The sequence below is a fragment of the Mitsuokella apri genome (genome assembly GCF_051886055.1).
GTDB lineage: Bacteria > Bacillota > Negativicutes > Selenomonadales > Selenomonadaceae > Mitsuokella.
The window spans coordinates 1-22,793 of sequence record NZ_JBJEXT010000069.1 but is presented as its reverse complement, the minus strand read 5'-3'; the positions used below and the strand labels follow the sequence as shown (position 1 = coordinate 22,793).

The 22,793-nt window shown below is 53.4% G+C and carries 21 protein-coding genes and 1 riboswitch; of the genes, 15 read left to right on the top strand and 6 right to left on the bottom strand.

Translation table 11 applies throughout. The features are described from left to right. Positions 1-50: 50 nt before the first annotated feature. On the top strand, positions 51-908 hold the full coding sequence (locus ACI4OH_RS10050; protein WP_435721314.1) for an EamA family transporter: 858 nt from the start codon (positions 51-53) through the stop codon (positions 906-908). Between the two features lie 58 nt (positions 909-966). On the opposite strand, the gene ACI4OH_RS10045 is transcribed toward ACI4OH_RS10050, so the two are convergent. After that, positions 967-1,671 (bottom strand): tetratricopeptide repeat protein, encoded by a 705-nt coding sequence (locus tag ACI4OH_RS10045; RefSeq protein ID WP_439784695.1) that lies wholly within the window; start codon positions 1,669-1,671, stop codon positions 967-969. Between the two features lie 62 nt (positions 1,672-1,733). On the opposite strand from ACI4OH_RS10045, the gene ACI4OH_RS10040 reads away from it, so the two are divergent. Beyond that, on the top strand, positions 1,734-3,440 hold the full coding sequence (locus ACI4OH_RS10040; RefSeq protein WP_435721315.1) for a phosphoethanolamine transferase family protein: 1,707 nt from the start codon (positions 1,734-1,736) through the stop codon (positions 3,438-3,440). A gap of 16 nt (positions 3,441-3,456) precedes the next feature. Here the strand turns inward: ACI4OH_RS10040 and cydC are convergent, their stop codons facing one another. Genes cydC through ACI4OH_RS10020 form a run of 4 tightly spaced genes read right to left on the bottom strand, consistent with a single transcriptional unit; the run spans position 3,457 to position 9,194 of the window. After that, positions 3,457-5,073: a thiol reductant ABC exporter subunit CydC gene (cydC, locus tag ACI4OH_RS10035; protein ID WP_435721316.1), complete on the bottom strand. Its 1,617-nt coding sequence runs from the start codon at positions 5,071-5,073 to the stop codon at positions 3,457-3,459. Beyond that, positions 5,070-6,782, bottom strand: coding sequence for a thiol reductant ABC exporter subunit CydD (gene cydD / locus ACI4OH_RS10030; protein WP_435721317.1), 1,713 nt, complete (start codon positions 6,780-6,782; stop codon positions 5,070-5,072). Before cydD ends, cydC begins: the two co-directional genes overlap by 4 nt. 28 nt (positions 6,783-6,810) lie before the next feature. Then, complete coding sequence (cydB, locus tag ACI4OH_RS10025) at positions 6,811-7,824, bottom strand: cytochrome d ubiquinol oxidase subunit II (RefSeq protein ID WP_435721420.1); 1,014 nt, start codon at positions 7,822-7,824, stop codon at positions 6,811-6,813. Then, entirely contained in the window at positions 7,824-9,194 is a 1,371-nt protein-coding gene (locus ACI4OH_RS10020) for a cytochrome ubiquinol oxidase subunit I (RefSeq protein WP_435721318.1), read from the bottom strand. The genes cydB and ACI4OH_RS10020 overlap by 1 nt, the downstream gene beginning before the upstream one ends. Before the next feature lie 217 nt (positions 9,195-9,411). Here ACI4OH_RS10020 and ACI4OH_RS10015 point away from each other — a divergent pair, with 217 nt between their 5' ends. The 6 genes from ACI4OH_RS10015 to ACI4OH_RS09990 all read left to right on the top strand — a co-directional run bounded on the left by ACI4OH_RS10015 (position 9,412) and on the right by ACI4OH_RS09990 (position 15,282). Continuing rightward, positions 9,412-10,263 carry a 4Fe-4S binding protein gene (locus ACI4OH_RS10015; protein ID WP_439784694.1) on the top strand — a complete coding sequence of 284 codons (852 nt, stop codon included), beginning with the start codon at positions 9,412-9,414 and terminating at the stop codon, positions 10,261-10,263. A gap of 38 nt (positions 10,264-10,301) precedes the next feature. Next, entirely contained in the window at positions 10,302-11,171 is an 870-nt protein-coding gene (gene ispE, locus ACI4OH_RS10010) for a 4-(cytidine 5'-diphospho)-2-C-methyl-D-erythritol kinase (protein ID WP_435721320.1), read from the top strand. A gap of 11 nt (positions 11,172-11,182) precedes the next feature. Further along, positions 11,183-11,938 carry a GntR family transcriptional regulator gene (locus ACI4OH_RS10005; protein ID WP_432646832.1) on the top strand — a complete coding sequence of 252 codons (756 nt, stop codon included), beginning with the start codon at positions 11,183-11,185 and terminating at the stop codon, positions 11,936-11,938. 75 nt (positions 11,939-12,013) lie between these two features. Next, on the top strand, positions 12,014-13,378 hold the full coding sequence (glmU, locus tag ACI4OH_RS10000; RefSeq protein ID WP_432646833.1) for a bifunctional UDP-N-acetylglucosamine diphosphorylase/glucosamine-1-phosphate N-acetyltransferase GlmU: 1,365 nt from the start codon (positions 12,014-12,016) through the stop codon (positions 13,376-13,378). Between the two features lie 158 nt (positions 13,379-13,536). Further along, positions 13,537-14,484 carry a ribose-phosphate diphosphokinase gene (locus ACI4OH_RS09995; RefSeq protein WP_295632958.1) on the top strand — a complete coding sequence of 316 codons (948 nt, stop codon included), beginning with the start codon at positions 13,537-13,539 and terminating at the stop codon, positions 14,482-14,484. Between the two features lie 108 nt (positions 14,485-14,592). Then, a complete protein-coding gene (locus tag ACI4OH_RS09990; RefSeq protein WP_435721321.1) occupies positions 14,593-15,282 on the top strand; it encodes a Crp/Fnr family transcriptional regulator in 690 nt (229 codons plus the stop codon). Between the two features lie 94 nt (positions 15,283-15,376). Here ACI4OH_RS09990 and trxA read toward each other — a convergent pair whose 3' ends face one another. Next, positions 15,377-15,685, bottom strand: a complete 309-nt coding sequence (gene trxA / locus ACI4OH_RS09985) for a thioredoxin (protein WP_432646835.1) — start codon at positions 15,683-15,685, stop codon at positions 15,377-15,379. A 314-nt stretch (positions 15,686-15,999) separates the two neighbouring features. Between trxA and ACI4OH_RS09980 the strand changes: the two genes are divergently transcribed. The 7 genes from ACI4OH_RS09980 to ACI4OH_RS09950 all read left to right on the top strand — a co-directional run. Beyond that, entirely contained in the window at positions 16,000-16,848 is an 849-nt protein-coding gene (locus tag ACI4OH_RS09980; protein WP_432646836.1) for an undecaprenyl-diphosphate phosphatase, read from the top strand. Between the two features lie 178 nt (positions 16,849-17,026). Continuing rightward, complete coding sequence (gene pth, locus ACI4OH_RS09975) at positions 17,027-17,680, top strand: aminoacyl-tRNA hydrolase (protein WP_432646837.1); 654 nt, start codon at positions 17,027-17,029, stop codon at positions 17,678-17,680. Next, positions 17,661-18,914 (top strand): radical SAM family protein, encoded by a 1,254-nt coding sequence (locus ACI4OH_RS09970; protein ID WP_435721322.1) that lies wholly within the window; start codon positions 17,661-17,663, stop codon positions 18,912-18,914. The genes pth and ACI4OH_RS09970 overlap by 20 nt, the downstream gene beginning before the upstream one ends. A 139-nt stretch (positions 18,915-19,053) precedes the next feature. Beyond that, positions 19,054-20,508 carry a DUF438 domain-containing protein gene (locus tag ACI4OH_RS09965; RefSeq protein ID WP_435721323.1) on the top strand — a complete coding sequence of 485 codons (1,455 nt, stop codon included), beginning with the start codon at positions 19,054-19,056 and terminating at the stop codon, positions 20,506-20,508. Positions 20,509-20,643: 135 nt separating this feature from the next. After that, positions 20,644-21,090, top strand: coding sequence for an Hsp20 family protein (locus ACI4OH_RS09960; RefSeq protein WP_432646840.1), 447 nt, complete (start codon positions 20,644-20,646; stop codon positions 21,088-21,090). A 146-nt stretch (positions 21,091-21,236) separates the two neighbouring features. Then, entirely contained in the window at positions 21,237-22,253 is a 1,017-nt protein-coding gene (locus ACI4OH_RS09955; RefSeq protein ID WP_432646841.1) for a phenylacetate--CoA ligase family protein, read from the top strand. Between the two features lie 158 nt (positions 22,254-22,411). Continuing rightward, positions 22,412-22,511: riboswitch (TPP riboswitch) on the top strand. 43 nt (positions 22,512-22,554) lie between these two features. Continuing rightward, on the top strand, positions 22,555-22,793 hold a 239-nt coding region (locus ACI4OH_RS09950; protein WP_439784693.1), incomplete at its 3' end, for a phosphomethylpyrimidine synthase ThiC.

Below are 22,793 nucleotides of genomic sequence, written 5' to 3'. Positions count from 1 at the left end.
GTGGCTTTTATTTTGCCTGTAAATCGGAGATGTATCGGGGAGTGATTTTTTTGCAATACGCTGTTCTTGTCTTTCTAGGGGGATGCAGTTACGGCATCCTTTCGACCATTGTGAAGCTTGCCTATGCGGCAAGACTGACGGCTGCGGAAGTCTGCGGCAGTCAGGTGTTTTTCGGTATGGTGCTCTTGTGGACTGTTGTGCTTTTGCGCCGCAGTCTCGTCAGGATGAGTCCGCGCCGTATTTTGACTTTGATACTCTGCGGTCTGCCCGTCGGCCTCACGACGATGTTTTACTACACGGCGCTCAAGACGGTTACGGCCTCGTTTGCCGTCATTCTGCTTTTTCAGTTCGTCTGGATCAGCATGGTGCTCGACAGCATCATTACGCGCCGTCTGCCGGGCCGCAGCAAAATCGCGGCCCTTGTCGTGCTGCTGCCGGGATCCGTACTCGCAGCGGGATTTCTCGGCAGCGGTGAACCGTTGGCCTTGACGCAGGGCATCATTTGGGGCCTTTTGTCGGCCGTTAGCTACGCCTTTGTCCTGATCGTCAGCGGTACCGTCGGCTGCGAGGTGCCGCCGTTTCTCAAGAGTGCTTTGATGTCAATCGGTGCGGCTGTGGTCGTTTTCAGCGTGATGCCGCCGGCGTTTCTGCTGTCGTTTGCAGATATCGCGAAAGTTCTGCCCTACGGGCTGCCGCTCGGCCTTTTCGGCATCGCTTTGCCGCCTCTGCTCTTTGCCATCGGCATTCCGCATACGGGGCCGTCGCTCGGCAGCATCCTGACCTCATCGGAGCTGCCGATGGCCCTGATTATGGCTTTTCTCGTGCTCGGCGAGCACATTGCGCCTCTGCAGTGGCTCGGTGTCGTGCTGATTTTCCTCGGCGTCATCATCGGCAATCTTCGGCAATAAAAAAATCCGGCTCCTGTCATGCGGTGAGCCGGATTTTTGCTGTTTTTGTGCGGAACGGTCAGATATCCCAGTGCAGATTGTCGGGGTTCGGCGTGGCCTTGTCGACTTCCGTGAGGATCCACGAGGCGTTGTCGTGCGTGGCGGCGAAGGCCTTTTCGAGGCCGGCTTCGTATTCCTGCGGGATTTCCATGGCGTGCAGGGCCATGTGCATGTAGTCCTTGGCGACGAGCGTCACGCCGCGTTCGGCGGAAAGCTGCGCCTTGAAGCGGTAGCCGTAGTAAAGGTAGCTGTTGTGATGCACAGGGATGTCCTTGAAGGCTTCGATGCGTTCATCGACCTCGGCCTCGGCATCTTTTGTCATGTTCATCTTGTGCATGAGATTCCAGCGGTCGGCCCAGAGTTCGCCGCGCAGGATATATTTGTAGAGAAAATCTGTCGATTCGGCGAGCTCGATGGCCATATCGATGTGGCGCAGGGCGTCATCGTCCTTATTGAGTTCCTTTTCGAGGGAGCTCAGACGCTGCAGTGCGAAGACCTTTTCCTCGACATCTTCCGATTTTTCCTCATTGATATCGGCGTCGACGACGCTGTGGAAGAGCTCGAGAGCTTCATCCGTCCTGTCAATGCCCTTCATCGCGAGAAAATGGGCGAGACGTGCGCGTGCATGCCAGCTGTCCATGCCGCCGATGAAAAGCTTTTCGGGCGGATGGGCAGGGGAGTCCATCACGAGATGTACTAATTTATGAAATTCATCCTGAGTCATGAAAATTCCTCCTGAGTTGTGTATAATATAATATTATATCATTTTTGCTGGGAGATGGGAATTTGCAGGCATTGAAACGTTTTTTGCTGCGGGCCTGGGCGCGCGGCACACATATCGTCGAGCATGAGGCGGGGCTTCTTTTGGTGCTTTACATCCTGAATCTTGCCCCGATTGTCTGGCTCAATATCCACATGTACAAGGCACAGCAGCTCGGGGTACTCTTTACCGATGCCATTTTTTTGTTCGGCGGCATCGAGCTCTATGTCCTGATTTTAGGTTTCGTGCCGATTCGGAAGCTGCGGCGTTTTTTGTTTGCCCTGTCCTTCTTTATCTCGCTGCTGCTTGGCGGCGTGGAGACCTTTTCCATCCTGCAGTACAGTTCCCTGATTGGTGCGGGCATCGTGACGGCCGTGCTGCAGACGAATCCGCGCGAGGCAGGAGAATTCATCCGCATGTATGTGGGCTGGCAGGGCGTAGCGGCGGCAATTCTGCTCATGGTACTGGGAATTTTTGCTTACCGCTATTTAGGCCGCGTGAAAATCCCGTTTTTGTCGCGCCACCGCCTGTCGCGCGCCGTGCCCATCGTACTGCTCGTGTCCGTGCTGGCGGGCGGCGTGCTGCTGCACAGCTACTTTTCCTTCATTATAAATGATTCTCTCGATGTGCCGGCCGTGCGTGTCGGCAGGGCGACAACGACTTCGGTCGAAAACATCCAGGCCTTTGAAAAACTCAAGAATGAGGCCGCGTCCGATGTCGAGATCACGGAAAACGAGAGCGATACGCCGTATGTCGTCTTCATTCTCGGGGAATCGACGAACCGCAGCCGCATGCATCTCTACGGCTATCCGCTCGAAAATACGCCGAATCTCGACGAGCTCAACGAAAAAGGGGAGCTCGCCGTTTACCACGATACCATCAGCCCCGAGGCCGCGACGGTTGCCGTCCTGCGCAAGCTTTTGACGTTTGCGGATGTGGATGCAGAGAAGCCCTGGTATGAGCACAATAACATGATTGACGTCATGAAGGCGGCGGGCTACAAGACGTACTGGCTCTCGAATCAGGAAAGCTCGGGCATCTGGGGCAATGTCGCCCAGCTCTTTGCCGGACGCAGCGATTACAGCCGTTTCACGCGCCTGCGCGAGTCCCATGAAGACAACGGCATTTATGACGAAGCCCTGTTTCCTTTGGTAGATGAAGCCCTGCAGGAGCCGGCTGCCAAGAATTTTTACGTCATTCACCTCATGGGCGGTCACGGTCTCTACTACATGCGCTTCCCCTATATTTTCTCGAAATTCACAGCGGACGATATCCCTGCCCCGCAGGATACGCTCTCGGAGGAAAAACGCACGGAAATTGCGCAGTATGAGAACGCGCTTTACTACAACGACTTTGTCGTCACGAGCCTCATGGGGAAATTTGCCGACAAGGATGCCCTCGTCATCTACATCCCCGACCATGGTGAAGCCGTCTATGACAACGGCATTTTCTCGGGCCATGTCGAGGAGAATCCGACAAAAGAAACACTTGAAATCCCGATGATTTTCTGGGCTTCAAAGGCCTATAAGGAACACCACCCCGAAAAATGGCAGGCCATTCAGGCTGCCGTGAACCGTCCTTACATGACTGACGACTTCATTGACACACTCCTTGACATCCTGGATATTCATACGGCCGAGTACGACCCAGCTAAGAGTGTCATCAATCCATCTTTCCAGCCCCGCATGCACCGCATGGTTCAGGGCAGAGACTATGACACAGAGTTAAAGTGAGCAGGAAACAGAGTGGTTAAATCCGTATCACCTGTGCAAATTTCTCTGTAACTTCTATATCATGCGTAATGACCAGTAGCGTCTGTCCTGTTTTCTGTACGCGCCTGAAAAGTGCGTGCATCAGGTCGGACGCTGTTTTTTTGTCGAGTCCGCACGTCGGCTCATCGAGCAGGATGATGGGGGCTCGGTTGGAAATGGCAAGGGCTGTGAGCAGTCGGCTGCGCTGGCCGCCCGATAAGAAACAGGCATTGGGGCCGAGCTTTGTATCAAGGCCGTCCTTCATGGCCGCAGCGACCTTTGTCAGCTGTGCATCCTGCAGGGCCTGCCGGATATCCTCTTCCTTTGCGTCGGGACAGAAGACGCGAAAATTCTCGCGGATGGATTTGGCAAAGAGCACGCTGCCCTGCGGCATCGCACTGATATGCCGGCAGATGGTTTCTTGGGTCAGTTTGCTGTAGGGCTGTCCCAGCAGGAAGAACATGCCGGCATCCGCCGGCCAGACGGCGAGCAGCAGCTCTGCTAGCGTCGTCTTGCCGGCACCGCTTGCTCCCACAATGGCAGTATGCTGCCCTTTGGCGATGGAAAAAGACAGATGGCGAAGGAGCTCCTGCCCCTGACGGTAGGAAAAGGAAACATCTTTTGCGCAGAGCAGAGTTTTTTCGGCAGCATTGACAGCCGATGCCTTCACTGCAGCCGGAACGGCAGCTCTCTTTGTATTTTTGGGGCCCAGGGAGCCGGCTGCTCTTTGGCTGCGGCAAATCTGGCGCACGGCTTCGGGCAGGGTGCGGAACTCTGCGAGCAGGGTCTGCAGCACAAGAAAATAAACGGCAAAATCGATGCCGGAAAGATGCCTGCCGGCGACAGCGGGAATCAGGCCGGCCATGAGGGTGAGCAGGGTCAGGACATCGAGGATATTCAAGGCCGTATCCGTGCGGTCGTGCTGCAGAGCGGCTTTTTTATCTGCCTGCATTTTGTCTGCAGCAGTCTGATTCAGGATTTTGAGGGCTGGACTTGTGCCGGCAAAGAAGAGTTCAGCGGCGCCGCCAGCGCTGTCCATGAGACCGCTGCGGTAAGCTCCGTCAAGTCTGCGGCTGTCAGGCTGACTTTTCTGCCAGCCGCAGGCGGGCGCGCAGAGACGAATGGCGTAGAGGAGCAGCAAAAGCAGGGAAAGAGGTCCTGTCATCTGCCAGAGCAGACTGACGATGAAGGCCGTGAGCAGAAATAACGTGGCGGGCGGCAAAAGGCCGCGCACGAAAAAGTCGCGCAGTTCGTTGGCCCCGCCCAAAAGGTCATGCAGGAATTCTCCCTGCCGGGCAGGACCCGTGCGCAGGGGCAGCACGGCGGCTGCTTTTTGGTAGAGGCTGACGCGTATGGCTGTCAGGGCATGAAAGGCGAGGCGGTGCGAAAGATAGCGTTCGCCGTAACGAAAAACCGCGCGGAAAATACCGCAGGCGCGCACTGCCGTAATGCCGACGGCGAGAGTATACAACGGAGGCATCAGCGCGGCACTGGCAATGAGCCAGGCAGAAGCGGCCAAAAGCCCAATGCCTGTGGCCGCAGCCAGCAGACTGACGAGCAGGACGGGCAGGAGTGCCGGTATGGAAATCAGGGAAAATAATCGCAGCAGCTTCATTCTCGCTCACTCCTTTCTGCCTGTTTTTGTGAATGACTGTTTTCCTGCTGTTCGACAGGTGCCAGAATAATCGTTTTTGCTGCGAGTTTCTGCAGTTCTCCGTCGTGGCTGACGAGCACGAGCGTGCGCCCTGCGGCAAAAGAAAGCAGAACTTCACGAATTTCCGCACTTGTCCTGCCGTCAAGGGCTGCGGTCGGTTCGTCGAGCAGCACAAACGGCCGGTCCTGATAAATGGCGCGGGCCAGCCCCAGACGCTTGCGCTGTCCCTGGGAAAGATTCTGCCCGCCTTCGCCGAGTTTTGTCGAGAGACCTTGGGGAAGGGACGCTGCCCAGTCAAGCAGGCTGACTTTCTGCAGCGCTGCCTTGATGCGTTCGTTCTGCTCTGCGCTCAGGGAAGATGGGGCTTCTCCGAGCGTCAGGCTGACATTTTCAGCAAGAGAGGCATTGAAAAGATGAGGTTCCTGCGGAACATAGCTGAACTGCTGGGAAATCCCGGCTGCCGGGAGGGATTTCCCATTTTGCTGCCAGCAGAGTTTGCCGGCAGTCGGCAGCAAAAGTCCGGCGCAGAGCTTTAAAAGTGTGGTTTTGCCGCTGCCGCTCGGTCCCTGAATTATGGTTATTTGCTTTGACGGAACACGGAAACTGAGATGCCCGATTACGGGCAGGGGACTGCCCGGATAGATAAAGGTCAGGTTCTCTGCTGTCAGCGCGGCGTCTGGTACATCCTCTATCTTGACGCGGTCAGCAGGGGCAGGCGGAGGGGGTGTCTGCTTCAGGGCAGCAGCCAGTGATTTTTCTGCCGTCATGGCCGTCATGCCGCCGTGAAAGGCCGTGCCGGCCTGACGCAGCGGCTGGTAAAATTCCGGTGTCAGGAGCAGGACGAAAAAAGCGGTCAGGAAGGTCAGATGGCCGTAGAGCAGCCGGAGACCGATGCCGACGGCGATGATGGCAATCGAGAGGGTCGTGATGAGCTCAAGGGCAAAGGCGGAGACAAAGGAGAGCTGCAGGACGCGCAGGGCAGCCGCAGCAAAGTCCTCGCTGAGTGCTTTGACTTTTTTGCCCATGTTCTTTTCCTGCCGGAAGAGCTTGAGCGTCGGCAGTGTTTTTAAAAGTTCGGCAAAGCCGGAAGAGAGTTCTGTGAGTTTCTGCCACTCTTTTTCGCTGGCTTCGCGTGTCACACGGCCAATTAAGTAAAGAAGAAACGGGGCAATCGGCACGGTGATGAGCATCAAAAGACCGGTCAGGGGGTCGGCAAGAGCGGCGATGATGAGCAGCAGAGGCAGGGTGACGATGAGCCCTAAAAGTACGGGCAGGACGCGCGTGAACCAGAGGTCGAGGGCATCGGTCTCCTCTAAGGCCAGAGGCAGAAGATGGTCCTGAAAGTCAGGCTGCGACTGGCTCTCTTTGCTCAGCAGTTTTTGATGGAGCTTTTCGCGTACCATGGTGCGCGCTTGCAGGGAAAGAGATCGTGCCTGCTGGTTCTGCAGCAGAACCATGAGGTATTGGCAGGAGAGTATAAGAAACAGCACCAGAAGGACTGGTGCTGTTTCTTTTAGCTCTTTTCCCTGCAGGAAGACGCCGTCGACGAATTTCGCTGCGGCAAAGGCCGCACCGGCGAGCAGCAGGGCCCGCAGAGTCTCAAGCATCACGAGGAAGATGAGACTTTTTCGATGAAGGCGCATGGTCTGAAGAAAGAAGAGATTTTTCATATGTTTCTGTTCTGTGACTTAGAAATGATCAATAATGTTCCTCGGCATCTTTCGGCGTGACGCGTTTGCGGAAGATGTAATACGTCCAGATCTGATAAATCAGCACAATCGGCACGAAGATGCCGGCTGCCACGGTCATGACGGACAGCGTATACGGACTCGAAGAAGCATTGGCAATCGTCAGGCTGTAAGCCGGATTGAGGCTCGAGACCATGAGACGCGGGAAAAGACCGGCAAAGAACGCAACGGTCGTGGCCACGATGGCGACAGCGCTCAGAAGGAAGCTGGCCCTGCCTTTGCCAAGTTTCATGCTCAGGATGGCGATGACGAAGAAGAGCGCGGCGCCGAAGAGGGCGACGGCTGCAACCGGCTTCGTGAAGAGGTCCGTGTACTGCAGTGTCAGGACCATGCAGAGCACGAAGAAGATGGCGGCGATGACACCGACCTTCAGGCCGATTTCCTGACAGCGAAGAATCAGGCTTTCCTTTGCGAGACGGATGGTCAGGAAGGAAGCACCGTGATAGAGGAAGACAAACAGGAAAGCAAGGCCGCCGATAACGGAATAAGGGGTCAGGAGGTCAAAGAAACCGCCCATGTAAATCATTTTTTCGTTGATGGGCAGGCCAGCGATGAGGTCCGTGACCGCTACGCCCCAGAGGAAAGCCGGCACGATGCTGCCAAAGCAGATGGCACCGTCCCAGAAGCGCTTCCAGCAGGAAGATTCCTGACGGCCGCGCAGGTCAAAGGCAACGCCGCGCAGAATGAGGGCGACGAGCATGAGGAAAAGCGCGAGGTAGAAGGCTGAGAACATCGTGGCGTAGACGTGTGGGAAAGCCGCAAACATAGCGCCGCCGGCTGTGATCATCCAGACTTCGTTGCCGTCCCAGACCGGCGTGATCGTGCGCAGAATCTCACCGCGTTCCTCTTCATCTGAAGTGAGGAACGGCATGAGACCGCCGACGCCATAATCAAAGCCTTCGAGGAAGAAAAAGCCCGTAAAGAGTACGACAATGAGAATGAACCAGAGAATTTGGAGATCCATCATGCATTCCTCCCTTCTTCAAAGGAGATATGAGTTTTCTTGATAAAGCGCATGGCCACCCAGAGTGCGACAATGGCGAGTACGAGATAGATGAGCGTGAAGCCCGTCATCGTCAGCCAGACATCGCCGCCTGTGAGGTTTGGCGAGACAGCGTCACTCGTTTTCTGCAGGCCAAAGACAATCCAGGGCTGACGGCCTGCTTCAGCGACATACCAGCCGACGCTGTTGGCAATATAAGGAATTGGCAGCAGCCAAGGCAACACTTTCAGCAGGGCAGGGCAGGCCATGGGGCGGTTCGTCCAGCCGAGATAAGCCGTGATGAGGCCGAGCAGGATCATGAGACCGCCGAGACCAATCATGATGCGGAAGCTCCAGAACATGCCCGTGACATCCGGACGGTATTCACCGGGACCAAATTTTTCGGAGTAGTCCTTCTGAATCTGATTGATGCCTGGCACAGCACCTGACGGCTGATTGTAGAGCATGAACGAGAAGGCAGCCGGAACTGTGAGTTCCATGTTGTTCTTATGCTGCTCTTCGTTGATGTCGGCGACAATGGCAAATGGAGCAGGGTCTTCCGTTTCCCAGAGAGCTTCAAAGGAAGATACCTTCATCGGATTGACCTGTGCAATATACTGGGCGTGCATATGGCCGCTGCCCATCGTGGCGAAAAGGCCGAGCAGCATGAAAAGAGCGCCAGCCTTGAGCGTCTGCGTGAAAGCGCGGCGCGAAGCTTCATCGTGCAGTACTTTCCAGGCTGAGACGGCCATGACGAGGAAACCTGCCGTAGCAATTGCGGAAAAGAGAGTGTGTGAATATTCACCGAGTACGTAATGATTGGTGACGAGTGAGAAAAAGTCCGTCATTTCGGCGCGGCCATTGCGGATGGCAAAGCCAACCGGATGCTGCATGAAGGAGTTGGCCACGAGAATCCAGAAAGCCGAGAGATTGCTGGCAAAGGCAACGACCCAGATGCAGATACAGTGGGCTTTTTCGGAGAGTTTATTCCAGCCGAAAATCCAAATGCCGAGGAAGGTCGACTCGAGGAAAAAGGCAGTCAGGGCCTCAAGTGCCAGCGGTGCACCGAAAATATCACCCATGAAGCGGGAATATTCCGACCAGTTCATGCCAAAGTGAAACTCTTGTACGATACCGGTTACGACACCCATCGAAAAGTTGATGATGAACAGCGTGCCGAAGAACCGCACGAGCTTGCGGCTGGTCTCTTTCCAGGCCGGTTTTTTCGTGCGGACATAGCACGTCTCGAGCAGAGCGACGAAAATCGAAAGCCCAAGAGTCACAGGGACAAATAGAAAATGGTAGACGGTAGTGATAGCAAATTGCCATCGTGATAGGATAAGTGCATCCATGAATCTTGCCCTCCTTTTGTATTAATGCAGTGTGATGCTTCTCACTATGACTCCATTATAGCGTAAAATGGCAGTTAAGACAATCAAAAAGTATATTTAGTCTTAAAAGAAAATAATTATTGCAGATGCCTGTTTTTCTTGGCAGAATGACTGGAGAAGCTGTCGGACCGCTCTATATATGATATAATAGAAGCAATTATGATAGGAGAGAAAGATTTTGAGTAAACGAAATATCGATCTTGCCCGATGCCTCATGCACGATGGAGCAGTCAACTGTCACCTGTGTGAAAAAATATGCCCGCAGAACGCGATTCAGGAACATGTGATTGATATGAGCCGCTGCGATGGCTGCGGACTCTGTCAGGCAGTCTGTCCGACTGCGGCCATCATGTCAACGGAAGATTACGAACGTGCTTTGACCAAGGCGGCAGAACTTGAGCCACAGGTGCTCATGTGCCAAAAAGCCGGTGTGGAGAATGTGTCCTGCCTCGGCTTTCTGAACCGCCGTCTTTTATGGGCCATGGCTGTCAGGCGCAGCCTCTGCCTTGATATCTCGCGGTGTCAGAAGTGCCGGCCTGCTGTTTACGAATGGCTTCTTGGCGAAGTGGAGGCCTGTAACGAAGCGCTGCACCGCGCGCAGAAAGACGAAATTCGGCTCGTTCATGTCAAGCCGCAAAAAACAAAGCCCAAACCGGCAAAAAAAGTGGAACGGCGCAGTTTCTTTCAGGCACTGTTTCATTCGACAGCGAAGGGCCTGCAGGAAATTGCGGACTCCCAGATTGAACGATTCTATTTCTTTGACGAAATGACGTGGCTGAAGCGTCAGGGGCCTCAGGGGATAGAAGCAAACACACTTTTTTATGGTATGGCAGTCCGACAGGGCTGTACGGCCTGCGGTCTTTGCGCGGTCGTCTGTCCGACAAATGCCCTGACTTTTTCCAGAGAGGAGCGCCGGCTTCATTTTGACCCGCTGCTCTGCAAAAAATGCGGGCTCTGCGCGGCCCACTGTCCGTCTGAAGTTTTGGCTTTACTGCCGCATTTCAACGGACAGCGAGATTTCAGCTGTTAAAATACGGCATCAGCAAAATTTTTATTGGGGGAGATAATTTGATTACCGTAGAGGGAAATGCCAAAATCAATCTGACACTCGATATCCTCGGCAAACGGCCGGATGGTTTTCACGAAGTGGCTATGGTCATGCAGTCGGTCAGTCTTCACGATACGCTGACTTTCGAGAAAATCCCTGAAGGCATTGAACTGACCCTTGATGTGCCGGGGCTTGAAGCGGACGAAAAGAATCTTGCCTGGCGGGCAGCTGCCCTGCTGCTCAGGGAAAAGAATGTCAGGGGCGGCGTGCGTATTGACCTTACGAAACGCATTCCCATTGCAGCGGGCCTCGCGGGCGGCAGTGCCGATGCAGCTGCTGCTCTGCGCGGGGTCAATGCCCTTTATGATTTGGGGCTTACGCTGCCGGAACTCTGTGTCTATGGAGCAAAACTGGGCTCGGATATCCCCTTCTGCCTTATGGGCGGTACCATGCTCGCGACAGGACGGGGCGAAATTCTCAAGGAGCTGCCTGCCGTGCCGTCATTCTGGGTCGTGCTCATCAAGCCGAAAATTTCGGTTTCGACAGCCTGGGCTTATCAGAATTACGATGCACATGGGGCAGAGAAGCATCCGGAAAATGCGGCGGTCTGCGAGAAAATTGCAGCACAGGACCGAAAAGGGATTGCTTCATTATTGTGTAATGTTCTTGAAAGTGTTACTATTAAAAAGTATCCTGTTATCGCGCAGTACAAGGACTGGCTCCTTAAAAAAGGTGCTATGGCCAGCATGATGTCGGGCAGCGGCCCGACCGTCTTCGGACTTTTTGCAGACAAAACGGCAGCAGAGGAGGCCGCCGCTGCTTTGCGCGGGCAGACGGATGCGGATATCTTCGTCTGTCAGACGGCAGGAAAAAACAAGGATCAGAATTGAGGGAATCAGAAATGGATCAGAGATTGACTCCGATTAAGTTAGATAGTTATCAGCCTTTGCGTGAAGTCGTTTGTGAATCTCTGCGGGATGCTATCCGCAAGGGAATCTTGAAGCCCGGTGAACGCATCATGGAAATCAAGCTTGCCGAGGAACTCGGCGTGAGCCGTACGCCGGTGCGTGAGGCCATCCGCAAACTCGAGCTTGAAGGCTATGTTGTCATGATGCCGCGCCGCGGCACGTATGTGGCGGATATGTCCATCCGCGATATCAATGAAATTTTTGAGATTCGCACGGCACTGGAGTCTCTGTCCAACAGTCTCGCGGCAGAACATATCACGGAAGATGAACTTGAACATCTGCAGCGGCTGCTTGTCGTCATCGGCGGTTATATCAAAGAGTATGAAGACGGTCCGGACCGTGAAGCGGCCATGGAAAAAATCGTCGAGACGGATATTGAATTCCATGATTTGCTCTATCATGCGGCACGCAATAACCGCTTGGTTGGAATCATTTCCAATCTGCGCGACCAGCTCACGCGTTTCCGTACCCTCTCGATGTCGTATCCGGGCCGTCTGGAAGCTACCCTTGATGAGCACCGTGAAATCGTGGAAGCCATAGCCAACGGCGATGGCCGCGCAGCGCGCAAAGCGGCAGAGCATCATATGGAGAACTCCGAGAAGACACTCTTGAAGGCCATGGATATCGCCACGTCGCAGAAGAGTGCGGCCAAAAAGAAAAAGACGCGCTCTGCAAAGGCTAAGGCGTAAGCCAAACGAAAGTCAAAATAATATCCTATAGTATAGGAATACAATCAAGTATAGATAAGATGGGAGAACGATAAAATGTCAGATTTAGTAACCGTCATCCTCGCTGCTGGCAAGGGCACACGCATGAAATCCAAACTGCCGAAGGTCCTGCATAAGGCTGCAGGCAAGACGATGCTCCAGCATGTCATTGATGCGGCTAAGGCAGCAGGTGCGAAGCGCAATATCGTTGTGACGGGCTTTGGCGGTGATATGGTCCGCGAGGCCATCGGCCCGCAGGCAGAATTTGTCACGCAGACGGAGCAGCTCGGCACAGGCCATGCTGTTCTGCAGACAAAAGAACTCCTGAAAGATGAGACGGGCACGGTCATGGTCCTCTGCGGCGATACGCCGCTTCTGACGGGCAGCCTGCTGAAGAAACTCTACGATGAACACGTTGCAGCACAGGCGAAGGCCACGGTCCTCACGGCCATCATGCCGGATGCCACGGGCTACGGCCGCATCATCCGCGCAAAAGACGGTTCTGTAGAAAAAATCGTTGAGCATAAGGATGCCACGGAGGAAGAGCGTCAGGTACGCGAAGTCAATTCCGGCATTTACTGCTTTGCAGCCAAAGACCTTTTTGAAGCACTTTCGCATGTCACGAATGACAATGCCCAGGGCGAGTACTATCTGCCGGATGTTCTCGAAATCCTCAAGAAGAAGGGCGAGAAAATCTGGGCTGTGGCTGCGGATAATTATGAAGATACGCTCGGCATCAATTCGCGCCTGCAGCTTGCCGGTGCTGAAAAAATCCTGCGCCGCCGCAAGAACGAAGAGCTCATGAATGAGGGCGTCACGATTATGGACCCCGATACGACGTACATCGACGAGGATGTCAAGGTCGGCCGTGACACGATTATCTACCCGATGACCTGGCTCGAGCATGGCACGGTCATTGGTGAAGAATGCGAACTCGGCCCGAATGTCCGCTTCCAGGATGTCAAATGCGGCAATCATGTGACGGGGCAGTTTGTCTATGCTCATGAATGCCAGATTGACGACAATGTCAAGCTCGGCCAGTTCGTCCATCTGCGTCCGAACACGCATCTCTTTGAGAATGTCAAGATCGATAACTTCATCGAAGTCAAGAACTCCAACATCGGCAAAGGCTCGAAGCTGCCGCACCTCTCTTATATCGGCGACTGCGATATGGGCGAGAATGTCAACATGGGCTGCGGCACCATCACGGTCAATTACGATGGCAAGATTAAGCACCGTACAAAAATCGGCAACAACGCCTTTGTCGGCTGCAATTCGAATCTCGTCGCACCGGTCACGGTCGAGGACAATGCCTATATTGCAGCTGGCTCCACGATTACCAAGACGGCTCCTGCAGGCAAACTCTCCATCGCCCGCGCACGTCAGACTGTTATCGAAAGCTGGCATGACAAACGCGAGTAATTCGCTGCGAAAAGGGATAGCCAGACTTTTTTTGTCAAATTGCAAGGAAGTATGTCCTTTTTCTTTCCGGCGTGTTATACTAAAAGAAGGAAAGACTGGGTCCAGCCCGTCTTTTTGAGAAAAGATTTAGGTGTAATGATTTGGAGGATTTTAACAAAATGGCTTTAGACACTGGAAACTTATGCATCCTGACCGGTAATGCAAACCCGGATCTCGCAAAGAAGATTGCAGACCATATCGGCGTAAATCTCTGCGATGCATATGTCGGTCATTTCAACAATGGTGAGACGCAGGTCATGATCAGCGAGAGTATCCGCGGCAAGGATATCTTCATCATCCAGCCGACGTCTTATCCGGTTAATGACAACCTCATGGAGCTCCTGATTATGGCCGATGCCTGCAAGCGTGCTTCGGCTCACAGCATTACGGCTGTTGTACCGTATTACGCTTATGCACGTCAGGACCGCAAGACGCGCGGCCGTGAGCCGATTTCCGCAAAGCTCGTCGCGAACCTCATGACGACGGCTGGTGTTACCCGCGTTGTAACGGTTGACCTCCATGCTGGTCAGATTCAGGGCTTCTTTGATATCCCGGTTGACCATCTGGCAGCAGCTCCGGTCATTGCTAATTATTTCCGCACGCAGAAACTCGACGATGTCGTTGTCGTTTCGCCGGACCTCGGCGGTGTTACGCGTGCCCGCGTGCTCGCAGACCATCTGCAGGCTCCGATTGCCATCATCGAGAAGCGCCGCCCGCGTCCGGGCTGCGCTGAGGTCATGAACCTCATCGGCGATGTCGAGGGCAAGACGGCTGTCATCATCGACGATATTGTCGATACGGCAGGTTCCCTCTGCGAAGGTGCACGCGCCCTTGAGAAACGCGGTGCAAAGCGCATCTTTGCTTCGTGCTCGCATGCCATTCTCTCGGACCCGGCTGTTCAGCGCATTAACGAGTCCCCGATTGAAAAACTCGTCATCACGGATACGATTCCGCTGCCGCCGGAAAAACAGTCGGACAAATTCGTCGTCCTGTCGCTTGCAGACGCCCTTGGCGATGTCATCATGCGCATCCAGAGCCATCGTTCCGTCAGCCAGCTTTTTCGCTAAGATACGAGCAGCGTTTGCTGATTGATTTTTGATATTGGATGAAAAAAGAGCCTTTTCCGCAGAAAAGGCTCTTTTTCTTCGTTTCGTTCTTCGTTAGAGGGTGACATTATGAATCAGAATAAAAAAAGCGTAACCGATCTCTTTATCCGTCACTTCAGTTTCTGGCCGCATCTTTCGGATGCAGAAAAGGAACTTCTGAATACGCACACCCATGCCGTTCATTACGAAAAAGGGGCACAGGTTCACCGCGGCCCCTTTGACTGCATCGGCGTCCTCCTGCTCAAGAAAGGGCAGCTGCGCGTCTATACACTGTCGGAAGATGGACGCGATGTGACGCTTTACCGTCTCTTCCCCGATGATATCGGCATTCTTTCAGCTGCCTGTACACTGGATTCCGTGACCTTTGATGTCTACATTGACGCGGAAGAGGATACCGATGTACTGCTGACAGATGCTTCGGCGTTCCGAAAGCTCTCGGATAACAATATTTACGTGCGCTGCTATGCCTATGAACTGGCCTCGAAGCGCCTTTCCGACATGCTCTGGAAGCTGCAGCAGGTGCTCTTTTTGTCGGCGGACCGCCGCTTTGCCATTTTTCTGCTCGAAGAGAGCAGGGAGAGAAAGTCGGATACGGTCCATCTGACTCATGAGCAGATGGCCCGCTATATGGGAACGGCCCGTGAGGTCGTCACCCGCCTGATTAAATACTTCAATCAGGAAGGCTGGACCAGAACGGGCCGGAGCTGCCTGCAGATTGTGGACCGAGAGGCTTTGAAGAAGCTCGCAGGGGCTTACTGAGCTGCGGATACAGCAGATTTTTGTAAGATGTATGTATTTGGAGAGAAATGTGGAGTGTGGAGTTAGGATGTTTCCGTTTTAGGATGTTTCGAAATCAGCCGATGAGTTCTTCGACTTTTTCTTTTGGAATCAGGCCAATGGATTCGTTGACTTTCTGGCCGTTGCGGAAGACAATCAGCGTCGGGATGCTCATGATGCCAAACTGCTGGGCGAGTTCCGGCTGTTCATCGACGTTGATTTTGCCGACCTTGACATCCGTGCGCTCATTGGCGACTTCGTCGACAATCGGGGAGAGCATGCGGCAGGGACCGCACCACGTTGCCCAGAAATCGATGAGGACCGTGCCTTCTGCCTTGAGTACTTCGCTCTCAAAATTATCTTTGGTAATCACTACTGCTGCCATAATAAGAAAAACCTCCCTGGTTCATACGAAAAAAGTATCACGCGTGTTTTATATGGAATCCATGTGCATTTACGACGCATTTCCTTGGATTTGCCTTTAGTATAACAGGGAAAATGAAGAGATTCCGTGACTTGCTCACATTTATATTCTGTTTATCTGCTGTTTAACTGCATATCCTATAATGAAGCACGTCTTAGGGCACGGGAATCGTCAAGCCTGCATGAATTTTCCATGCAGAGCAGCAGGAGCTGTGCTATAATGGGCATACTGTTGAAAAAACAAAAAAGCATAGTTGTGTATTAGGAGGAAGAAAAGTGGATCTTAGTATTGCCGATTTACTCAAGACCATCATCCTTGGTGTGGTTGAGGGACTTACGGAGTGGCTGCCGGTATCGAGTACGGGCCATATGATTCTTGTCGATGAGTTCATCAAACTGGATGTCAGCAAGGCATTCATGGACATGTTTTTGGTGGTCATCCAGCTCGGCGCCATCATGGCTGTTGTCGTTTTGAGCTTTGAAAAGCTCAATCCGTTCTCTTCGTGGAAGACACGCCAGGAGAAACATGATACCATTCAGCTCTGGCTGAAAGTCATCGTGGCCTGCCTGCCGGCGGCCGTCATCGGTCTTCTCTTCAATAAATATATGGAAGAACATTTCATGACGGCTCCTGTCGTGGCGACTACTTTGATTTTCTACGGCATCATGTTCATCATTGTCGAGAATTACAACAAGCACCGCCGTCCGGCTATCACGGATCTGCGCCGCCTCGACTATAAGACCGCTTTCATCATCGGTGTGTTCCAGGTCCTTTCTCTCGTGCCGGGCACGAGCCGTTCCGGTGCGACTATCCTCGGCGGTCTGCTGTTCGGCGCGAGCCGTACGGTGGCAGCGGAATTCACGTTCTTCCTCGCCATCCCCGTCATGTTTGGTGCCAGTGCCCTGAAGATGGTCAAATTCGGCTTCCATTATACAGGAGCGGAAATCATCATCCTCGTCGTGGGCATGGTCACGGCTTTTATCGTTTCCATCCTGTCCATCAAATTCCTCATGCGCTATATCAAGACGAATGACTTCAAGGCCTTCGGCTGGTACCGCATCGCTCTGGGCATTGTCGTCTTCGCTTATCTCTTCCTGATTGGCGACCCGACGGCCAATGATTAAAGCGAAAAGGCTGAATCGTAAATTTCATAAAGAAATCGAGTCTCTTGAGCTTTGCTTGAGAGACTTTTTTGCTGCCTTTTGCTGTATGCCGCAGGATATGGTAAACTGAAAGGTACATATTAAGCATGATAGGATTGGCTAAATTTAGCCGAATCAATAAGAAAGAGGCAAATCACATATGAAAATCATTGCAGGTCTTGGCAACCCCGGTTCCGAGTATGCTAAGACAAAACATAATGTCGGCTTTATGTTCGTCGATGCTCTGGCCGAGGCACTCGGCGTCGCGGAGTCCGACTGGAAGGATAAATTCGATGCCAAGGTCGCCGATACGCGCATCGGCACGGAAAAAGTCGTTTTAGTCAAGCCGCAGACGTATATGAACGACAGCGGCCGTGCCATCGGCCCCATCCTGAACTGGTATAAACTGGCTCCGGAAGATCTCATCGTCGTACACGACGATATGGATATTCCGGCCGGCACCATCCGCATCCGCAAGAAGGGCAGTGCGGGCGGCCACAACGGCATCAAGTCCATTCTCGCGCATGTCGGCGATGAGCATTTCGCGCGCGTGCGCATCGGCATCGGCCGGCCGCTGCCGGGCTGGACCGTCGTCAATCACGTGCTGGCAGGTTTTTCCGATGAGGACCAGCCGAAAATCAAAGAGGCCATTCAGTATCTGATTCCCGCGGTCGAGTGCATCGTACAGGATGATGTCGATATGGCGATGAACAAGTTCAATCCGAAAAAGAAGAAAAAAGCGAAAAAAGCCGTGCAGGAAGCAGCTGTACATGACGATAAAGGGGAGAAGAACGATGAGTCAGCAGACAAATGAGATGATTACGGCAGTTTACGCCGATGAAGACGGTAATATTCTCGATGCACAGGGCATGCGCGGCATGGGCCGCACGGGACGCGAAAATATCCTTTTAAAACCGGAAGATTTGATTCCGCTGCCGGAAAGCGCCGACCTCATGCTGCTGCCGGACCGTTTGGCTGTCGGTCAGAGCCCCGATGGTGAAACCATGCCCATAAGCGGCCTTGCCGTAGCTGCCATACTGCCTGCGGGCTACACGCGGCTTTACATGCCGGCTTATGAGCGCGCCGAAGAGGCACAGCGCCTGCCGCTCTACGGCTATACGGCTGTCGTGGTTTATCATGATGAGCTCTGCTGTGCGGCTGTTTACACGGATGAAAATGACAAGTGGGATCCCGTTCATTATAATACGAAGGAGCTGCCGAAGCTCGTCAAGCGCACGAAGAAGGATCTGCCGGGCAACCGCATCGTCGAGCAGGTCGGCGGCTGCTCCTTAAAATGGCACTGCTGCACGGCGCAGAATCTCTTTTACCGCCGCTGGGAGTGCGGCATTCCGACTTCGCCCGTCTGCAATGCCAACTGTTTCGGCTGTATTTCGCTGCAGCCGGCAGAATGCTGCCCGTCGCCGCAGGAACGCATCAAATTCCGCCCGACGCCTGAGGAAATCGCGGAAGTCGGCATTTACCATCTGTCTGTCGCGCCCGATGGCATCGTCAGCTTTGGTCAGGGCTGCGAAGGCGAGCCGTCACTGGCTGCTGACAATATCGCGGCAGGCATCAAGCTCATCCGTGCCAAGACGAAAAAGGGCCAGATCAACATGAACTCGAATGCGGGCTGGACCGAGGGCATCAGGAAAATCGTCGATGCCGGGCTCGATTCGCTGCGCGTTTCCATCATCAGTGCCCGCGATGAGGGCTATGATGCCTATTACCGCGCAAGCTACCACCTGAAAAATGTCAAGGACTCCATTCGCTATGCTCTTGACCACGGCGTTTATGTCTCGCTGAATCTGCTCTATTTCCCCGGTTTCAATGACCGCGAGGAGGAACTCGCGGCCTGGCAGGATTTCTTCCGCGAACTGCCCGTGCAGATGATTCAGGTGCGCAATCTCAACATCGACCCTGATGCCTTCCTCGACATCATGCCGGAGCCGCAGGGCAAAATCCTTGGCACGCGTCATTTTATGGAAGTCCTGCACCGCGAATTCCCGCAGCTCGTCATCGGCAGCTTCAGTCATTACGTCGAGAAATGAGCCTGCAGATGGATGCGCACATGTTCTGCGTCTTTATGTAACAAATGGTACAACTAAGAGGCGGAGTCCTGTAATATAATCATCTCATAACAGAGAGAACGAAATCTTGATACAGCTCGCCTGGAAGGAGCCATATGATATGAAAAAGATTGATTTAAATAAAAGTGTTGCTGAACTCGTTACGGAATATCCGGAACTTAAGGAAATTCTTGCGGAACTCGGCTTTACGGATATCATGAAGCCGGCGGCCCTGAAGCTCATGGGCAGAATCATGACGCTGCCGCGCGGCGCTGTCGTCAAGGGCATCCCGATGGAAAAAATCCGCGAGACGCTCGCAAAGAAAGGCTTCACGATTGTCGGCGCCGAGGAACAGCAGCGTCAGACTATGCTGCGCGAGTACGTCGGACGCCTCAATAACGGCGAATCCCTCGAATCCGTGCGCGCTGACTTTGTGCGCAATTTCGAGCATGTCGGTGCGGAGGAGATTGCCGAAGCAGAGCAGGACCTCATCAAGGGCGGCGTGCCTTTGAAAGATGTTCAGAAACTCTGCGATGTTCATGCCGCACTTTTCCATGACCGCAATGAGATGGAAAAGGCCGAGCTGCAGGCCATGGCAGAAAAAACGCATAAAGCTGCCGCTGCTTCGCAGTTTCTCGCAGAAGAAGATTTGCCGGAGGGGCATCCCCTGAGTCTCCTGAAGCTTGAGAATAAAGCGCTCATGCAGCATCTCGATGCCATTCAGCATGAGATGACAGGCAGCGAAGATGTGGTCAAAATCACGGGCATGGTGGCAGGCCTCAATGCCGTCCGCTCGCATTACGCCAAAAAAGAAGAACTCCTGATGCCAATTCTCTATGATTACGGTGTCACGGGACCTTCCCAGGTCATGTGGGGCGTGGATGATGAAATCAAGCGCGAGCTCGGCACCATCACGAAAGCACTGAAAGAAGACGCGGAAAACTATCCGTTATATAAGGGACGCATCAATCAGGTCTGCACGCGCACTCGCGAAATGATTTTCAAGGAGGACCGCATCCTGTTTCCGCTGTCCCTGCGCTATTTTACGCAGGAGCAGTGGTATGAAGTGTACCGCGACCTCTTCGAGATGGGCATGGCCTTTGTCGATGTCAACACGATGCCGCGCTGGCCGGAAGGAGAAACGTGGCTCGCAGAGAAGAACGCAGAGGTGGAGCCGTCTGTGCTCGATGGCAAAGTCAAGCTGCCGACAGGCGAGCTGACCGTCCGTCAGCTGCAGGGCATCTTGAAACTTCTCGATGTTGACATCACATTCATCGATAAAGACGACATCCTGCGCTATTTCCTCAATGAGGGCAAAGTCTTCTCGCGTCCGCTCTCCGCTCTTGGACGTGAGGTATACAACTGCCACCCGCCGGAGATCATTCCCGTCGTGCGTCAGATGCTGCTCGACTTCAAGGCGAAGAAACGCACACACATGGAAGTATGGCGCCGCATCATGGGCCGTCCAATCGGTGTGCGCTACGCAGCTGTCTATGACGATGCAGGTGAATACATGGGTACAGTCGAATTCGTACAGGATTACCAGAAGGCTCTGGATAAATTTAAGAACAGATAAAACAAATAGAAAAGAAAAGCCAGTTTCTCAACGGGAGGAACTGGCTTTTCTTGAATTTTTCAGACATTTTAGTTATAATAGAGATACCGAAAAAAAGAACATAAATTTTATGTTGAAGATTTGGGGGCGATTTTGATGATCAGACCGATTCCATTCAATATCCGCGAAAATGCAGAGCGCGGCCGTGAGGCCCTGGAGAAGGCAATTGACTTCATGACAGAGCAGCCTTGCAATCCCTTGGGCCGTGTCAGCGGGGCGTTTTCTTCTTTCCGTGTCGATGTCATTGATACACCGGACCGTTATGAAATTTTTGCCGAGCTGCCGGGGTTCCACAAGGATCAGATTACCGTATCGTACGATGATGCCCGTGAATACCTGACCATCAAGGCCGAGCGCCCGGACCCGGATATGGATGTCAAGTACATCTGCCGCGAACGCCGCGTGGGCACGTTTGAACGTACCTTTGAAATTGACGGCATTGTCAAGGACGAGGTCAGTGTTTCTTTTGAAGACGGTGTCCTGCACATTGTTCTGCCGAAGGAACCATCGGAAGCCAATAAGACCGTTTTTGACATCAAATAAAAGTTTATAGTTTCCCTAAAGTTTCCCCCTCCAGGGAAATCTGACAGGCTGTCGAAAAGGCAGAATGCTTTTTGGCAGGATATGTCACTTTCCCTGGAGGGAAATTTTTTGTGGTTTTGTGATTTAGAACGGGAAGGACGATTTTTTTGTTTGCAAATCCATCGATTGAACAGATTTCTGCAGAAGCACTGCATGAGCTGCAATTGAAAAAACTAAAAAAGGAACTGCGCTGGGCCGGTGAAAAGTGCTCATACTACCGGGAACGCTTTGCAGAGGCAGGGATAAATGCTAGCAACTTGCAGGATCTCTGCGACCTGCAGAATTTTCCACTGCTGGCAAAAGAAGAACTGCAGGGGAAAAGGGCTTTTGACTTTCTGACGATGCCGCTTTCGAGCCTGCTGCGCATCTCTTATATGAAAGACGGTGATGGACTGTCTGCCGATGAAGAATATAATGAAGGGTATAATGAAGAGGAAACAGGCTTTCTGCACTTTGCGACCAATGGGGATATTGCGCATCATGTCGAGCAGATGACGCGCAGTCTTGTGGCCTGCGGCCTGCATAATGCCTCCCTCGCGGCTGTACTCGGCGATGGGGCGGACAGCCGTCTCATGGATTTTCACTATGCGGGCGAATTCCTCGGTGCAGCCGCTGTGATGCTCGGCGCGGATAAGAGAATCTGGCCGGCGATACTTGATTCTGTACCGGCAGAGACACTGGCCGGCACGCCGAAACGCCTGATTGAGCTCGACGACATCCTCCAGCAGAAAGGCAGCGGCCTTTGTGAAATGCCTCTTACCCGCATACTCTGCCTGCATACGGAGGTCCCGTCAGAGAGTCTCGTGGCCACGCTGCAGGAAATGACAGCTGCCAAGGTCTATCACCTGCTTGCTTTGCCGGAGCTCGGGACGGCGGCACCATTCCTGCCCTGTGAGCCGGCGGCGCTGACATTTCATCTGCAGGAAGACTACACGCTGGCAGAGGTCATAGACCCTGTGACACGGAAGCCTGCTGCTGATGGCTGCGGCGAGCTTGTGCTGACGTCTTTGGCTGCAGAAGCTATGCCGCTCATTCGCCTGCGCACGGGCCTTAAGGTTGAGTCTGTGCCGGCTCCATGCAGCTGCGGCCGCACGCAGAAACGTTTCCGTCTGCTGCTGTCCTGATGTTTATGGCATTCATGATTCATTTTTGGCGTATTACGCATGAACATGGAAAAGTCATGGATTTGTATTGCATCTTTAGGACAGATTTGTTAAAATAAATGAAGCTGATTGTTCCATAAGGAAACAATCGTGAAGCTCATCATATGAATAGGAAAAGAATGATTCGCTGGGGGAGCCGCTTGGCTGAGAGAATCTCTGGATTCGACCCTTGGAACCTGTTGGGTTAAGACCTGCGTAGGGAAGTGACAAAGCTATTTTGCCGTCCGGTACGCCGGACGGCTTTTTTATTAGGAGGAATATTATGGCTACACAAATGCAGCTGGCCCGTGAGGGCCGCATCACCGATGCGATGAAGATCGTTGCCGAGGAAGAACATATTCCGGCCGAAACGATACGCGAACGCGTGGCAAATGGCACGATTGCCATCTGTGCGAACATCAACCACAAAAACCTGCGTCCGCGCGGCGTCGGCGAAGGCCTGCGCGTCAAGGTCAACGCCAATATCGGCACGTCGAGCACGTTCCCGGACATTGAGCCGGA

What these genes read in the sequence shown, in the direction of transcription:
- glmU (WP_432646833.1), top strand. Translation starts at nt 12,014, where the DNA reads ATGTCAGATTTAGTAACCGTCATCCTCGCTGCTGGCAAGGGCACACGC.
- ACI4OH_RS10045 (WP_439784695.1), bottom strand. Translation starts at nt 1,671, where the DNA reads ATGACTCAGGATGAATTTCATAAATTAGTACATCTCGTGATGGACTCC.
- cydD (WP_435721317.1), bottom strand. Translation starts at nt 6,782, where the DNA reads ATGAAAAATCTCTTCTTTCTTCAGACCATGCGCCTTCATCGAAAAAGT.
- pth (WP_432646837.1), top strand. Translation starts at nt 17,027, where the DNA reads ATGAAAATCATTGCAGGTCTTGGCAACCCCGGTTCCGAGTATGCTAAG.
- ACI4OH_RS09970 (WP_435721322.1), top strand. Translation starts at nt 17,661, where the DNA reads ATGAGTCAGCAGACAAATGAGATGATTACGGCAGTTTACGCCGATGAA.
- ACI4OH_RS10005 (WP_432646832.1), top strand. Translation starts at nt 11,183, where the DNA reads ATGGATCAGAGATTGACTCCGATTAAGTTAGATAGTTATCAGCCTTTG.
- cydC (WP_435721316.1), bottom strand. Translation starts at nt 5,073, where the DNA reads ATGAAGCTGCTGCGATTATTTTCCCTGATTTCCATACCGGCACTCCTG.
- cydB (WP_435721420.1), bottom strand. Translation starts at nt 7,824, where the DNA reads ATGGATCTCCAAATTCTCTGGTTCATTCTCATTGTCGTACTCTTTACG.
- ACI4OH_RS09995 (WP_295632958.1), top strand. Translation starts at nt 13,537, where the DNA reads ATGGCTTTAGACACTGGAAACTTATGCATCCTGACCGGTAATGCAAAC.
- ACI4OH_RS09960 (WP_432646840.1), top strand. Translation starts at nt 20,644, where the DNA reads ATGATCAGACCGATTCCATTCAATATCCGCGAAAATGCAGAGCGCGGC.
- ACI4OH_RS09965 (WP_435721323.1), top strand. Translation starts at nt 19,054, where the DNA reads ATGAAAAAGATTGATTTAAATAAAAGTGTTGCTGAACTCGTTACGGAA.
- trxA (WP_432646835.1), bottom strand. Translation starts at nt 15,685, where the DNA reads ATGGCAGCAGTAGTGATTACCAAAGATAATTTTGAGAGCGAAGTACTC.
- ACI4OH_RS10020 (WP_435721318.1), bottom strand. Translation starts at nt 9,194, where the DNA reads ATGGATGCACTTATCCTATCACGATGGCAATTTGCTATCACTACCGTC.
- ACI4OH_RS09990 (WP_435721321.1), top strand. Translation starts at nt 14,593, where the DNA reads ATGAATCAGAATAAAAAAAGCGTAACCGATCTCTTTATCCGTCACTTC.